This is a genomic window from Streptomyces katrae, from assembly GCF_002028425.1.
In the GTDB taxonomy this organism is placed as follows: Bacteria; Actinomycetota; Actinomycetes; order Streptomycetales; family Streptomycetaceae; genus Streptomyces; species Streptomyces katrae_A.
This window is the reverse complement of the sequence record NZ_CP020042.1, coordinates 2276087-2289750: the sequence shown is the minus strand read 5'-3', so window position 1 is coordinate 2289750 and position 13664 is coordinate 2276087. Positions and strand designations below refer to the sequence as shown.

General features: G+C 70.3%; 13 protein-coding genes and 1 riboswitch. Of the genes, 10 read left to right on the top strand and 3 right to left on the bottom strand.

The features are described from left to right. Positions 1-10 precede the first annotated feature (10 nt). Positions 11-1261, top strand: coding sequence for a L,D-transpeptidase (locus B4U46_RS10425; RefSeq protein WP_079426278.1), 1251 nt, complete (start codon positions 11-13; stop codon positions 1259-1261). Positions 1262-1403: 142 nt separating this feature from the next. Here B4U46_RS10425 and B4U46_RS10420 read toward each other — a convergent pair whose 3' ends face one another. Next, positions 1404-1808, bottom strand: coding sequence for a hypothetical protein (locus tag B4U46_RS10420; protein WP_079426275.1), 405 nt, complete (start codon positions 1806-1808; stop codon positions 1404-1406). Positions 1809-2008: 200 nt separating this feature from the next. Here B4U46_RS10420 and B4U46_RS10415 point away from each other — a divergent pair, with 200 nt between their 5' ends. From B4U46_RS10415 to B4U46_RS10390, 6 genes are all read left to right on the top strand, one after another. Beyond that, a complete protein-coding gene (locus B4U46_RS10415; RefSeq protein WP_079426271.1) occupies positions 2009-2629 on the top strand; it encodes a cytochrome c oxidase subunit 3 in 621 nt (206 codons plus the stop codon). 77 nt (positions 2630-2706) lie between these two features. After that, complete coding sequence (locus B4U46_RS10410) at positions 2707-3516, top strand: c-type cytochrome (RefSeq protein WP_079426268.1); 810 nt, start codon at positions 2707-2709, stop codon at positions 3514-3516. Beyond that, positions 3513-4571 (top strand): ubiquinol-cytochrome c reductase iron-sulfur subunit, encoded by a 1059-nt coding sequence (locus tag B4U46_RS10405; RefSeq protein ID WP_079426265.1) that lies wholly within the window; start codon positions 3513-3515, stop codon positions 4569-4571. Before B4U46_RS10410 ends, B4U46_RS10405 begins: the two co-directional genes overlap by 4 nt. Further along, positions 4568-6193 (top strand): cytochrome b, encoded by a 1626-nt coding sequence (locus B4U46_RS10400; protein ID WP_079426263.1) that lies wholly within the window; start codon positions 4568-4570, stop codon positions 6191-6193. Before B4U46_RS10405 ends, B4U46_RS10400 begins: the two co-directional genes overlap by 4 nt. Before the next feature lie 180 nt (positions 6194-6373). Further along, positions 6374-7438: an anthranilate phosphoribosyltransferase gene (trpD, locus tag B4U46_RS10395; RefSeq protein WP_079426260.1), complete on the top strand. Its 1065-nt coding sequence runs from the start codon at positions 6374-6376 to the stop codon at positions 7436-7438. Between the two features lie 90 nt (positions 7439-7528). Then, positions 7529-7645: riboswitch (SAM riboswitch) on the top strand. A gap of 233 nt (positions 7646-7878) precedes the next feature. Next, a complete protein-coding gene (locus tag B4U46_RS10390; RefSeq protein WP_079426257.1) occupies positions 7879-9270 on the top strand; it encodes an aminotransferase class V-fold PLP-dependent enzyme in 1392 nt (463 codons plus the stop codon). 98 nt (positions 9271-9368) lie between these two features. Here the strand turns inward: B4U46_RS10390 and B4U46_RS10385 are convergent, their stop codons facing one another. Together B4U46_RS10385 and B4U46_RS10380 are read right to left on the bottom strand one after the other, a co-directional pair. Continuing rightward, positions 9369-9650 carry an Lrp/AsnC family transcriptional regulator gene (locus B4U46_RS10385; RefSeq protein WP_007263678.1) on the bottom strand — a complete coding sequence of 94 codons (282 nt, stop codon included), beginning with the start codon at positions 9648-9650 and terminating at the stop codon, positions 9369-9371. Further along, a complete protein-coding gene (locus B4U46_RS10380; RefSeq protein ID WP_079431671.1) occupies positions 9647-10369 on the bottom strand; it encodes a rhomboid family intramembrane serine protease in 723 nt (240 codons plus the stop codon). Before B4U46_RS10380 ends, B4U46_RS10385 begins: the two co-directional genes overlap by 4 nt. Before the next feature lie 125 nt (positions 10370-10494). Between B4U46_RS10380 and B4U46_RS10375 the strand changes: the two genes are divergently transcribed. From B4U46_RS10375 to B4U46_RS10365, 3 genes are all read left to right on the top strand, one after another. After that, positions 10495-10737 carry a hypothetical protein gene (locus B4U46_RS10375; RefSeq protein WP_079426254.1) on the top strand — a complete coding sequence of 81 codons (243 nt, stop codon included), beginning with the start codon at positions 10495-10497 and terminating at the stop codon, positions 10735-10737. Positions 10738-10776: 39 nt separating this feature from the next. After that, positions 10777-12141, top strand: a complete 1365-nt coding sequence (locus tag B4U46_RS10370; RefSeq protein ID WP_079426251.1) for an NYN domain-containing protein — start codon at positions 10777-10779, stop codon at positions 12139-12141. Positions 12142-12427: 286 nt separating this feature from the next. Further along, on the top strand, positions 12428-13477 hold the full coding sequence (locus tag B4U46_RS10365; protein ID WP_079426248.1) for a C40 family peptidase: 1050 nt from the start codon (positions 12428-12430) through the stop codon (positions 13475-13477). The last annotated feature ends 187 nt before the right edge of the window (positions 13478-13664 follow it).

The window sequence follows — 13664 nt, the reverse complement described above, 5'->3', positions numbered from 1 at the left end:
CGTTGTGCGCATGAAGCACTCACCGCGTCTTTGGACGGTACTCGGCTGCTCCCTGCTGGTCGCGTCCCTCGGTGCCGGCGCCACCGCATGCGGGGGGTCCGCAGACAACCCGCTGTCCGCCCGCCCGTACGACGCGGGCGACCAGGTGGCCTTCAACCAGCCACCCGGCAGCGGCCGCGCCGCCGACCCCGACAAACCCCTCGAGGTCACCGCCAAGGGCACGAAGTCCCGTATCACCGACGTGACGGCCGTGGACACCCACGGACGCCGCCTGGCGGGCGAACTCTCCGCCAAGGGGGACCGCTGGCACAGCACCTCTCCCATGGCCGCCGGCGTCCACTACACGGTCACGGTGAGCACGGAGGACCAGCACGGGGCCCCCGGGCAGCGCACGCTGGCCTTCGACACCACCCCGGCCAAGAAGGTCCTCAAGGTCGAATTCGGCCCGGACGAGGGCAAATACGGGGTCGGGCAGCCCATCACGGCCGAACTCAGCGAACCGGTCAAGGACAAGGCCGCCCGCGCCCTCGTCGAACGGGGCCTGGTCATCGAGACCCCGGCCCCCGTCGAGGGCGCCTGGCACTGGGTGGACGACAAGAACCTGCACTTCCGCCCCAAGGAGTACTGGCCCGCCCACTCCTGGGTCTCCGTTCGGAGCAACCTGGAGGGCGTCAAGATCGAGGACGACCTCCACGGGACCGCGTCCAAGCCGCTCAAGCTGGAGATCGGCGACCGGGTGGAGGTCACCACCGACGCCGCCGCGCACACCCTCACGTTCGAGCGCAACGGAGAAGTGATCAACACCATTCCGGTGACCACCGGAAAGCCCGGCTTCTCCACCCGCAACGGGGTCAAGGTGGTGCTGGGCAAGCAGTACTTCGTCCAGATGCGCGGGGACACCGTCGGCATCGGCGGCAGCGAGTACTACAACCTGCCCGTCTACTACGCCACCCGCGTGACCTGGAGCGGCGAGTACGTGCACGCCGCGCCCTGGTCGGTCGGCTCCCAGGGCTACGAGAACGTCAGCCACGGGTGCACCGGCATGAGCACGGGCAACGCCGCCTGGTTCTACGAGAACATCACCGAGGGCGACGTCGTCCGGGTGATCAACAGCATCGGCGAGGACATGGAGCCCTTCGGCAACGGCTTCGGCGACTGGAACCTGGACTGGAAGGAGTGGCGCGAGGGCAGCTACCTCCTCAAGGGCACCCAGGAGGGCCGCAGCCCCGTCGACCAGGCCCGCCTGCGCCCCACGGTCTGACCGGGGCCGGCCCCGCCCCCGGGGCCGTCCGCACCGGCTCCGGGCGGGCGTGCGCCTTCGCCGGCGCGGCCCCTGCGGCCCGGCCGGCCGAGCCGGCTCCCCGCCGGCCGGGCCGGGCCTCCAGACGGGCCCGAGGGGCCGCTCAGGCCGCGTTGGGGGCCAGCCGGGCGCGCAGCAGAGCCGCCAGGGCCTCGGGGAACTCCACCGGGTCCACCGGGAGGGTGACGGCCGCGTCGGCGCGGCTCCACGTGGCCAGCCAGGCGTCCTGGGGGCGCCCCATCAGCAGCAGCACCGGGGGACACCGGAAGATCTCGTCCTTGATCTGCCGGCACACACCCATGCCCCCGGCCGGAACCGCCTCGCCGTCCAGCACGCACACGTCGATGCCGCCGGCGTCCAGTTCCTTGAGGACGGCTGGAAGAGTGGCACACTCCAGGAACTCCACCGGCGGCAGGTCCGCGGCCGGCCTGCGCCCGGCCGCCAGCCGCACCTGCTCCCGGGTGCCCGCGTCGTCGCTGTAGACCAGAACCCGCGCAGTCGCCCGCATTTCGTTCCTCCACGTGTCCGTGAATCACGCTGATGATGCGCGGGATGCTACTCCGTCCGACCCCCTGTCAACATCGGTTCCGGCAGCCTGGCAGGAGAGGCCGCGCAGGGGTGATCTGATGGGCCGTTCGGGCCTTGCACACCCCCCTGACACTCCGAACGGCACCCCCCGGGGTGAGGGCGGGATAAGCGACCGACATAATGTCGGTCGTGGCGACAGCAACGACAGTAGATACCGGGCACGCGCACCCGACGGTCAACCGGCCGAACCTCGTCAGCGTCGGAACCATCATCTGGTTGAGTTCCGAGCTGATGTTCTTCGCGGCCCTCTTCGCGATGTACTTCACCCTGCGATCCGTGATGGGCGCCGAGCACTGGGCAGAACAGGCCAAGGCCTTGAACCTGCCCTTCTCGGCGACGAACACCACGATCCTGGTGCTCTCCTCGCTCACCTGCCAGCTCGGCGTGTTCGCCGCCGAGCGCGGTGACGTGAAGAAGCTCCGGACGTGGTTCATCATCACGTTCGTCATGGGTGCGATCTTCATTGGCGGCCAGGTGTTCGAGTACACCGAGCTGGTCAAGCACGAGGGCCTGAGCCTCTCGTCCGACCCGTACGGCACGGTGTTCTACCTGACCACCGGCTTCCACGGTCTGCACGTGACGGGCGGTCTCATCGCCTTCCTGCTGGTCCTCGGCCGGACGTACGCGGCCAAGAGGTTCACCCACGAACAGGCCACGTCGGCCATCGTCGTGTCCTACTACTGGCACTTCGTCGATGTCGTCTGGATCGGCCTCTTCGCGACGATCTACCTGATCAAGTAGCGAACACGTCGCCGGGCCCGAGCCCGGCTCACCATCCAGAAACACCGACGCAGAAGATCCTGACACCGGGGTAATCCGTGAAAAAGCTCTCCGCACGACGACGCCATCCGCTGGCGGCGGTCGTCGTTCTACTCTTCGCGCTGGCGGTCACTGGGGGGCTGTACGCCGCCTTCGCGCCCGCGGGCAAGGCGCAGGCCGATGAAACCGCCCAGTCCCTCGCCATCGAGGAGGGCAAGAAGCTCTACGCCGTGGGCTGCGCAAGCTGCCACGGAACCGGCGGTCAGGGTTCCTCTGACGGCCCGAGCCTGGTCGGCGTCGGCTCCGCGGCCGTCGACTTCCAGGTGAGCACGGGCCGCATGCCCGCCCAGCAGCCCGGCGCCCAGGTGCCGAAGAAGCGGAACATCTATTCCCAGGCCCAGATCGACCAGCTCGCGGCGTACATCGCCTCTCTCGGCGCCGGCCCGATCGCGCCGACCGAGAAGCAGTACGACCCGGCCGGTGCCGACATCGCCGCCGGTGGCGAGCTGTTCCGCAACAACTGCGCGCAGTGCCACAACTTCACCGGCGAGGGCGGCGCGCTGACGAACGGCAAGTACGCCCCGAACCTCGAGGGCGTCGAGCCGAAGCACATCTACGAGGCCATGCTCACCGGCCCGCAGAACATGCCCTCCTTCCCCGACAGCACGATGCCGGAGAAGCAGAAGAAGGACATCATCGCGTACCTCCAGAACGTGAACGGCGAGAAGTCGGTCAGCCCTGGCGGCCTGAAGCTCGGTGGCCTCGGCCCCGTCTCCGAGGGTCTGTTCGGCTGGATCTTCGGTCTGGGTGCGCTGATCGCTGTCGCCGTCTGGGTCGCGGCCCACACCGCTAAGGCCAAGAAGTCATGAGTAGCCAAGACATTCCCGAAGACAAGCACCTGCCGAGCGAGCAGGGCGACGCGCACCACGGTGCCGTAGCGGTCGCGGACGACCCGTTCGCCGACCCGGGCCTGCCGGTCCACAAGCCGCGCATCCAGGACATCGACGAGCGGGCCGCCAGGCGGTCCGAGCGCACGGTCGCGATGCTGTTCACGCTGTCGATGCTGGCCACCGTCGGCTTCATCGCCTCGTACGTGTCCATCCCGGTCGAGAAGATCATCTACGTCTTCCCGATCGGCAAGGTCAGCGCGCTGAACTTCGCCCTGGGCCTGACCCTGGGCGTGGCCCTGTTCTGCATCGGCGCGGGCGCGGTCCACTGGGCCCGCACCCTGATGTCCGACGTCGAGGTCGCCGACGACCGCCACGAGATCGCGGCGCCGGCGGACGTCAAGGCCAAGGTCATGCAGGACTTCGCCGACGGTGCGAACGAGTCCGGCATCGCCCGCCGACCGCTGATCCGCAACACCCTGCTCGGTGCGCTGGCCCTCGTGCCGCTCTCCGGCGTGGTCCTGCTGCGCGACCTGGGCACGCTGCCCGAGGACAAGCTCCGCAAGACCATGTGGGCCAAGGGCAAGCTGATCATCAACCAGAACACCATGGAGCCGCTGCGCCCCGAGGACGTTCAGGTCGGTTCGCTGACCTTCGCCATGCCCGAGGGCCTGGAGGAGGACCAGCACGACTTCCAGAACCAGATCGCCAAGGCCGCCCTGATGCTCGTCCGGATCAAGCCGGAGGACATCAAGGACAAGCAGGAACTCGAGTGGTCCCACGAGGGCATCGTGGCCTACTCGAAGATCTGCACCCACGTCGGCTGCCCGATCAGCCTGTACGAGCAGCAGACGCACCACGTGCTCTGCCCGTGCCACCAGTCCACCTTCGACCTCTCCGACGGCGCCCGTGTCATCTTCGGCCCGGCCGGTCACGCGCTTCCGCAGCTGCGGATCGGCGTGAATGACGAAGGCTTCCTCGAAGCGCTCGGCGACTTCGAAGAGCCCGTCGGTCCTGCATTCTGGGAGCGCGGATGAGCACTGCCACCACCACCGAGCGCAAAGCGCCGCGCGGTGAGCGCGTAGCCGACTGGGCGGACGGCCGCCTGGGCATCTACAGCCTCGCCAAGGCGAACATGCGCAAGATCTTCCCGGACCACTGGTCCTTCATGCTGGGTGAGATCTGCCTCTACAGCTTCATCATCATCATCCTCACGGGTGTGTACCTGACGCTGTTCTTCCACCCGAGCATGAACGAGGTCGTGTACCACGGCTCGTACGTGCCGATGCAGGGCGTCCAGATGTCCGAGGCCTTCGCCTCGACCCTGGACATCAGCTTCGACGTCCGTGGCGGTCTGCTCATCCGGCAGATCCACCACTGGTCGGCGCTGATCTTCGTCGCCGGCATGGTCGTGCACATGATGCGCGTCTTCTTCACCGGCGCGTTCCGCAAGCCGCGCGAGATCAACTGGATCTTCGGCTTCCTGCTGCTGGTCCTCGGCATGTTCACCGGCTTCACCGGTTACTCCCTGCCGGACGACCTGCTCTCGGGCACCGGTGTCCGCTTCATGGAGGGCGCGATCCTGTCCGTGCCGATCGTCGGCACGTACCTGTCGTTCTTCCTCTTCGGCGGCGAGTTCCCCGGCGGCGACTTCGTCGCCCGGTTCTACTCGATCCACATCCTGCTGCTGCCCGGCATCATGATGGGCCTGCTGGTGGCCCACCTGATCCTGGTCTTCTACCACAAGCACACCCAGTTCGCGGGCCCCGGCAAGACGAACAACAACGTCGTCGGCATGCCGCTGCTGCCGGTCTACATGGCCAAGGCCGGAGGCTTCTTCTTCCTGGTCTTCGGTGTCATCGCGGCCATCGCGGCGCTCGCCTCGATCAACCCGATCTGGGCGCTGGGCCCGTACCGCCCGGACCACGTGTCCACCGGTGCGCAGCCCGACTGGTACATGGGTATGCCGGAAGGCCTGATCCGTGCCATGCCCGGCTGGGAGATCAACCTGTGGGGCCACACGCTCGTCCTGGGCGTGTTCATCCCGCTGCTGCTCTTCCCGCTGGTCCTCGGCGCGATCGCCGTCTGGCCGTTCATCGAGTCCTGGGTCACCGGCGACAAGCGCGAGCACCACATCCTGGACCGCCCGCGCAACGTCCCGACCCGTACGGCCTTCGGTGCCGCCTGGATCGCGGAGTACATCGTGCTCCTCATCGGCGGCGGCAACGACATGTTCGCCCAGTACTTCCACCTGTCGATCAACTCGATCACCTGGTTCGTCCGGATCGGCTTCTTCGTCGTCCCGGTCCTCGTCTTCATCGCCACCAAGCGGATCTGCCTCGGCCTCCAGCGCCGGGACCACGACAAGGTGCTGCACGGTCGCGAGACCGGCATCATCAAGCGTCTGCCGCACGGTGAGTTCGTCGAGGTCCACGAGCCGCTCCCGCAGGGCAAGCTGCACACGCTCACCGCGCACGAGCAGTACAAGCCGCTCGAGCTCGGCCCGACGGTCGACGAGAACGGTGTCGAGCGCAAGGTGACGCGCGGCGAGAAGCTGCGCGCGAAGCTCAGCAAGGGCTTCTACGCGGAGGGCAACCAGATTCCGAAGCCCACCGTCGAGGAGTACAAGGAGATCCAGTCCGGCCACGGCCACCACTGATCTCCGGCACTACCGCTTGAGGGATTGATTCCGGTCGATCCTGGTGTCGCCACGGCATGAGCCCCCGTCCAGTGTCTGGACGGGGGCTCATTGCCGTCTCCGGGGCTGGATAGGCTGAGATCCTTCCCATCAGGCGTGGGCCCCGACATCGCAAGACCCGACGAGCAGCAGGAGCTGACCATGAACGTTGCGACCCCGGCAGGCGGCGACAGCGTGGCGGCCCGCAGCTGGCCGGGCATTCTGGAGGCCCTGCTCGAAGGGCGGGACCTGGTGGCCGACGACACGGCCTGGGCCATGGAGCGGATCATGCTCGGCGAGGCCACCGACGCGCAGATCGCGGGCTTCGCGGTGGCCCTGCGGGCCAAGGGCGAGACCGTGCAGGAGTACACGGGCCTGGTCCGGACGATGTACGCACACGCCAACCTGATCGAGGTGCCCGGGCGGACCGTGGACATCGTCGGCACCGGCGGCGACGGCGCCAAGACCGTCAACATCTCCACCATGTCCGCCATCGTCGCCGCCGGCGCGGGCGCGAAGGTCGTCAAGCACGGCAACCGGGCCGCCTCCTCCGCCAGCGGCTCATCGGACGTCCTGGAGAAGCTCGGCGTCAACCTGGGCCTGACCCCGAAGCGGGTGGCGGAGGTCGCCGAGGAGGCCGGCATCACCTTCTGCGCGGCGGTCGTCTTCCACCCCGCCCTGCGGTACGCGGCCTCGGCCCGCCGCGACCTCGGAGTCCGCACCGCCTTCAACGGCCTCGGCCCGCTCACCAACCCGGCCCGGGTCACGGCCCAGGCGGTCGGCGTCGCGGACGGCCGGCTGGCCCCGATCATGGCCGGGGTCCTCGCCGAGCGGAACACCTCCGCCCTCGTCTTCCGCGGCGACGACGGCCTGGACGAGCTGACCACCACCGGCACCTCCCGGGTGTGGTGGGTGCGCGACGGCCGGATCACCGAGCACGCCTTCGACCCGCGCGACGTGGGCATCGACACCGTCGACATCTCCGCCCTGCGCGGCGGCGACCCCTCCTACAACGCCGACGTGGCCCGCCGGCTGCTGGCGGGGGAGACCGGCCCGGTGCGTGACGCCGTCCTGCTGAACGCGGCGTCTGCCCTGGTCGCCCTGGACCCGGGCACGGGCTCGCTGGAGGAGGAGCTGTCCGCGGGCATGGCCCGTGCGGCCGAATCCATCGACTCGGGCGCCGCCCGGGCCGCGCTGGAGCGCTGGGTGGCGGCCAGCAACGCCTGACCCGGACGGGTTCTTTCACGCCACGGCCCCGGTCCACATCGTGGACCGGGGTCTTGCGTTCCGAGGACCCTGTGGCAGGATGCTCTCCAAGGTCACGAGTGACAGCGTTTTGGCCCCGGCTTGCTGTCCGGCAACCCTCCTTCCGTGGCGGGGTGCCCCGGGTGATGACCAGGCCGTAGGCAGCGAGGTCTACGGCAAGCGCGGATCCCTCGACACCAGGGGTCCTGGTCTCTCGAGGAGCGTTTTCCGTGAGCAAGCGAATGCGATAGGGCGACTCCGCCCCTACTTCACCCCTCGGAAACAGGGTCCCTTCCGCGTACCCGCACCGCGTCCGAGGCACTTCCCGTACCCCTGACGGCCGGTCCCCGCATCCGCGCACCGCCGTACCCGCGTACGGGCACACCGAAGCCATTCAGCACTGCCTGCCGGGAGATTCCGCCATGTCCGCATCCCTGACCGCCGCCACCACCGCCGACGCCCGCACCGCCGCCGCCGACCCCTGCTGTGCCGAGCCGCTGGCCGTCCTCGGCCGGGACGTCACCGTTCCGCTCGTCACCGGCGGCGAGGTCGGCTACGCGGCCCTGGACTACGCGGCCAGCGCCCCGGCGCTCCAGCGGGTCTGGGACGACGTGGCCGCGTACGCCCCGTACTACGGCAGCGTGCACCGCGGCGCCGGCTACCTCTCGCAGCTCTCCACCGACCTCTTCGAACAGAGCCGGGCCACCGTCGCCGGGTTCCTCGACTGCCGCGCGGGCGACCAGGTGGTCTTCACCCGGTCCACCACCGACTCCCTCAACCTGCTCGCCGCCGTCCTCCCGGCCGACTGCCAGGTCTTCGTCTTCGAGACCGAGCACCACGCCTCGCTGCTGCCCTGGCGCGACGCGCAGGTCACCTGCCTCGACGCCCCGCGCACCCCGGCCCAGGCCGTCGCCACCCTGGAGCGGGCGCTGGCCGACCGCAACCCCTACGGCCCGGCCCTGGTCTGCGTGACCGGCGCCTCCAACGTCACCGGTGAGCTGTGGCCGGTCAAGGAGCTGGCCGCCGCCGCGCACGCCCACGGCGCGCGGATCGTGCTGGACGCCGCCCAGCTGGCGCCCCACCACCCCGTCTCGGTGCGGGAGCTGGACGTGGACTGGGTGGCCTTCTCGGGGCACAAGCTGTACGCCCCCTTCGGCTCGGGTGTGCTGGCCGGGCGCGCGGACTGGCTCCAGGAGGCCGAGCCGTACCTCGCCGGGGGCGGCGCCTCCCGCACGGTGGCCCGCCGTGAGGACGGCGGCGTCGACGTCGAGTGGCACACCACCGCCGCCCGCCACGAGGCCGGCTCCCCGAACGTCATCGGCGTCTACTCCATCGCCTCCGCCTGCCGGGCACTGCAGGAGGCCGGCTTCGACGGCCTCGTCGCCCGCGAGCGGCACCTCATCGCCAAGGTCCGCGAGGGCCTGGCGGAGGTTCCCGAGGTCCGGATCCTGTCCCTCTTCGGGGACGACGCCCCGCGCGTCGGCGTCATCTCGTTCGTGGTCGAGGGCTGGAACAGCTCGCACTTCGCGGCGGCGCTGTCCGCGGAGTACGGCATCGGCGTCCGGGACGGCCTGTTCTGCGCCCACCCGCTGGTCCGCACCCTGCTCGGCAGCGAGCCGCAGGCCCAGGGCGAGTGCGGGGCGCCGGAGGCGGCGCCGGGGGAGAGGTCGCTGAACGCGATCCGGGTCAGCTTCGGGGCGGGTACCCCGGACGAGCACGTGGACCGCTTCGTGCGGGCGGTCAAGGAGCTGGTGACGTCCGGCGCGAAGTGGCAGTACCGCACGGAGGACGGCCGCTGCGTCCCCGCGGTGTAGCGGGGCTCTGGCCTTGCACCCCGCGCCTCAGACGCCGGCGGGGCCGGATGCCGCCGCTGCGCGGCGATTCCGGCCCCGCCGGCGTGTGCGGCGGAAACCTACGCGTCGAGCCCGATGGCGAAGGCGGCTTCCAGGTCGTGCTGGGAGTACGTGCGGAACGCGACGTGCGTGTCCGTGGCCTCGACGCCCGGGATCTTGCTGATCCGGCCGGGGATGATGTCCGCCAGGTTCTCGTGGCGGGCCACGCGGACCAGCGCGATCAGGTCGTACGTACCGGTGACGGAGTAGACCTCGCTGACACTGTCCAGCTGCGCGATGGACTCGGCGATCTCGGGGATCCGGTCCACGCTGGTCTTGATGAGCACGATCGCGGTGATCACGGTTGGCTGTCTCCCTCGCCGGCAGTGACTGTTCGCCTCACTCTAGTCGTACGGCGATATCGCGCCCACGCGTAGCAGAACCCCACCGAGAAGCCCACGACATGGGCCAGATACGCCACCCCCGGCCCGCTCCCGGCCCGGTGCGCGGCCAGCCACTGGAGCCCGAACCAGAACATCAGCACGAGCCACGCCGGGAACCGCAGCGGCAGGAACAGCAGGAACGGGAACAGGCTCGTCACCCGCGCCCGCGGGAAGAGGCACAGGAACGCCCCCAGCGCCGCCGAGATCGCGCCGGACGCCCCGACCAGGGTCTGGTCGGAGGAGGCGTTGGCGGCCGCGTAGACGGCCAGGGCCACGTAACCGGTGCAGAGGTAGAAGACGAGGAACGCCGGCCGGCCCATCCGCTGCTCCGTCATGGCGCCGAAGACGTAGAGGAAGAGCATGTTCCCGAGCAGGTGCAGCCAGCTGCCGTGGACGAAGAGCGCCGTCAGCGGGGTCAGCAGGGGGCGGGCGGCCCCGGAGAAGAGCTCGTCCGGGACCACGCCCCAGTGCCGGAAGTAGGCCGTCCCCGTCGCCATCAGCCGCTCGCCCGAGCCGAACGAGGGGTTCAGGCCGGAAGCGGGGCTCGTCAGGAAGGCCGCGCAGCAGCCCGCGATCAGCGCGTAGGTGACCACGGGGCCCCGCGCCGCCTCGCGGACGGCCCGCCACTTTACGATCATGCGACAGAGCATGACGCAGGCGGGCCCCCCTGAGGGTGGTGCCAGGCCGTAGGGTTACGTGCTGCGGTCCGCAGACCGCCGCGGAAGGCTTTAATTGAATGAGCTACGAAGGAGAGAGCGGCCTGATGACGACGGTTCCCCTGCCGACCGACACCACCCGGTGGCGCTGCACGCTGTGCGGCAACCTCACGCGGTTCGATGTCACCCGATCGTCGAAGGTCGTGGAGTACGTCCACCTCGATCTTGCCGGGGAGCCCAAGGTCGAGGAGCGCGAGGTGGTCAGTGAGACCATCGAGTCGGTCCGGTGCCGCTGGTGCAACGCGGTGGACCAGATCGAGCTCGTCGACAGGCCGGGCGCCGACTCCTGACGGAGCCGGGCCCACGGTAGATCACGGTAGGGGTGACGGATTGTGGAGCCAGCAAGCGGCGCCGGGCCGGCCGACGCGGCCCGCGACGCCGCGGAGGTCCTCGACCGCCCGCTGCCGGAAGGCGTGCGGCGCCGGGTCGTCTCGCTCGTCTCGGACGCCTTCGGCGGCCTGACGGTCGCCGACCTCCCCGCGCAGCTGCGCCAGTACGCCCGGTTCACCCCGACCCGGCGCGCCAAGTTCGCCGGCAACGCCATGGCCGCCGCCGTGGAGAGCGACGGGGTCTTCCGCAGCCGGGTGGCGGAGAAGGTGCGCGAGGCGCAGCCGGAACTGTCCGGGGCACTGGAGTTGGGTGCCCCGCCGGCCGCCGCGGACCCGCTGGACGTGGCGGCCGCCGCCTACGTGCTGAGGCCGGCCGGCTGGGTCAAGCTGGTGGCCGCCGCGGGCGAGGAGGCGCAGCGCGCCGACGCCGAGCGGGTGGGCGACGAAAACCGGCGCGAGCTGGAGCGGCTGCGCGAGGAGCTGGCGCAGCTGCGGGAGGCGCAGCGCAGCGGCAGTGAGCAGGTGCGGGGCGATCTGGAGCTCGCGCGCAAGGAAGCCGAATCGCTTCAGCGCAAGCTGCGCAGCGCCCTGAGCGACGTCAAGCGGGGCGAGGCGGCGCTGCGCAAGCTCGGCGGCGAGATCGACGGGATCCGCGCCGAGGCGGCCGCGCAGGTGGCCGCCGCCGAGAGCGAGTCCCGCCGGCTGAAGTCCCGTCTGGCGGAGGCGGAGTCGGCGCTGGAGACCGCGCGCAGGGCCACGCGTGAGGGGCGCAGCGTCGAGGACATGCGGCTGCGGCTGCTGCTGGACACGGTGCTGGACGCGGCGGCGGGGCTGCGCCGGGAGCTGGCGCTGCCGCCGGTGTCGACGCGGCCCGCGGACACCGTGGACGCGGTGGAGCCGGGCCGGATGACCCCGAAGGACATCGCGGCGCGGGCCTTGTCGGAGACCGATCCGGCGCTGCTGGACCAGCTGTTGGCGTTGCCGCAGGCGCATCTGGTGGTCGACGGCTACAACGTGACGAAGACCGGCTATCCGACGATGCCCCTGGAAAAGCAGCGGCTGCGGCTGCTGGGCGGCCTGTCGATGCTGGCCGCGCAGACCGGCGCCGAGATGACGTGCGTCTTCGACGGCGCGGAGCTGGCGGCGCCCGTGCTGCTCGCGCCGCCGCGCGGGGTGCGGGTGCTGTTCTCCAAGGCCGGTGTGACGGCGGACGAGTTGATCCGCCAGCTGGTGCGGGCCGAGCCGCCGGGCCGTCCGGTGGTCGTGGTCTCCACCGACCGCGAGGTGGCCGACGGGGTGGCGAAGGCGGGTGCCCGGCCCGTGGCGTCGGCATTGCTGCTCAAGCGGCTCGCGCGCGTTTCGTAGCGCTTGGCGGCTTGTGCCTCTGATGTGACCAGTGTGCGTGATGCCCGAATTGACGGTGCGTCCGGGAGACGTACCGTCAAGGGGGCTGCACGCAGCGTGGGCGCCGGGTAAAGAAGCCGGCAGGCGGGCGGATTTTTACGTTCCGGGATTTGAAGTGATCACAGACGGGTCACTAGGGTCTGCTCAAACCTCCGTTCGGTAGGTCACTCATTCGGGGTGTCGACGGAGGCGTGCTGCCGAGTGCCCGACCGTCTTCGGCGGCTCCAGCAAGGAGGAGCTCGCGTCCGTGGCGTCCCACCGTCGACCCAAGCCGCCGACCCGCACCCGCGTGAGCGTCTTCACCGCCCTCGCCACCGCGGCCGTCGCCCTCTCCTCCCAGTCGGCCATGGCCGCACCCGCACCGGACAAGCCGAACAAGGACGAGGTCAAGACCAAGGTCGACGCCCTCTACGAGGAGTCCGAACAGGCCACGGAGAAGTACAACGGGGCCAAGGAGCAGCAGGACAAGCTGGAGAAGGAGATCGCACAGCTCCAGGACCAGGTGGCGCGCGGCCAGGACGAGGTCAACTCCCTGCGCAACGCCCTCGGTTCGATGGCCGCCGCCCAGTACCGCGGGGAGGGCATCGACCCGACCGTGGCCCTCCTGCTCTCCGGCGACCCGGACACCTACCTCGACAAGGCCTCCACGCTCCAGCAGTTGAGCGGCAAGCAGGTCGAGCAGATCACGGCGATCCAGGCCAAGCAGCGCAGCCTCGCGCAGAAGCGCCAGGAGGCCACGGGCAAACTCGCCGACCTCGCCGCCGTCCGCAAGGAGCTGGCCGAGCAGAAGGCCGCATCCCAGAGCAAGCTCGCCGACGCCCAGGCCCTCCTCAACACCCTGACCGCCGAGCAGCGCGGCGAACTCAAGAGCGACGCGGCCAAGGACGGCGCGGCCTCCGCGAAGGCCGCCGGAGGCGGGGGCGCCAAGTCCGGTGCCGCCAAGGGCTCCGGCCGGGCCGGAGCCGCCCTCGCCGCCGCCATCACCCAGGAGGGCGACGCCTACCACATGGGCGACACCGGCCCCGACTCCTGGGACTGCTCGGGCCTGACCCAGTGGGCCTACGCCCAGGCCGGCGTCAGCATCAGCCGCACCACCTATACCCAGGTCAACGACGGCACGCGCATCGGCCGCAACGAGCTCCAGCCCGGCGACCTCGTCTTCTTCTACAGCGACCTGCACCACGTCGGCCTCTACGCCGGCAACGGCCAGGTCTTCCACGCCTCCAACCCCACCGGCGGCGTGCGCTACGAGGCCATGAGCAACATGCCCTTCCAGTTCGGCGTCCGCGTCGGCTGACCCGCGTCCCCGGCTCCCCGGGACGCGCCGTACACCGCCCATCCGGGGGAATTGCGCGGACCCGCCCTGACCTCACGCCCCGCCCCTGACCTGTGCCAGAGGCGGGGCGCCCCCCTACGGCCCCTCCGGCGGTCGTTGGCCGGTGCGTGGCGGCGCGGCTACTGTCTGCCAGCGCGGAACCCGGCAC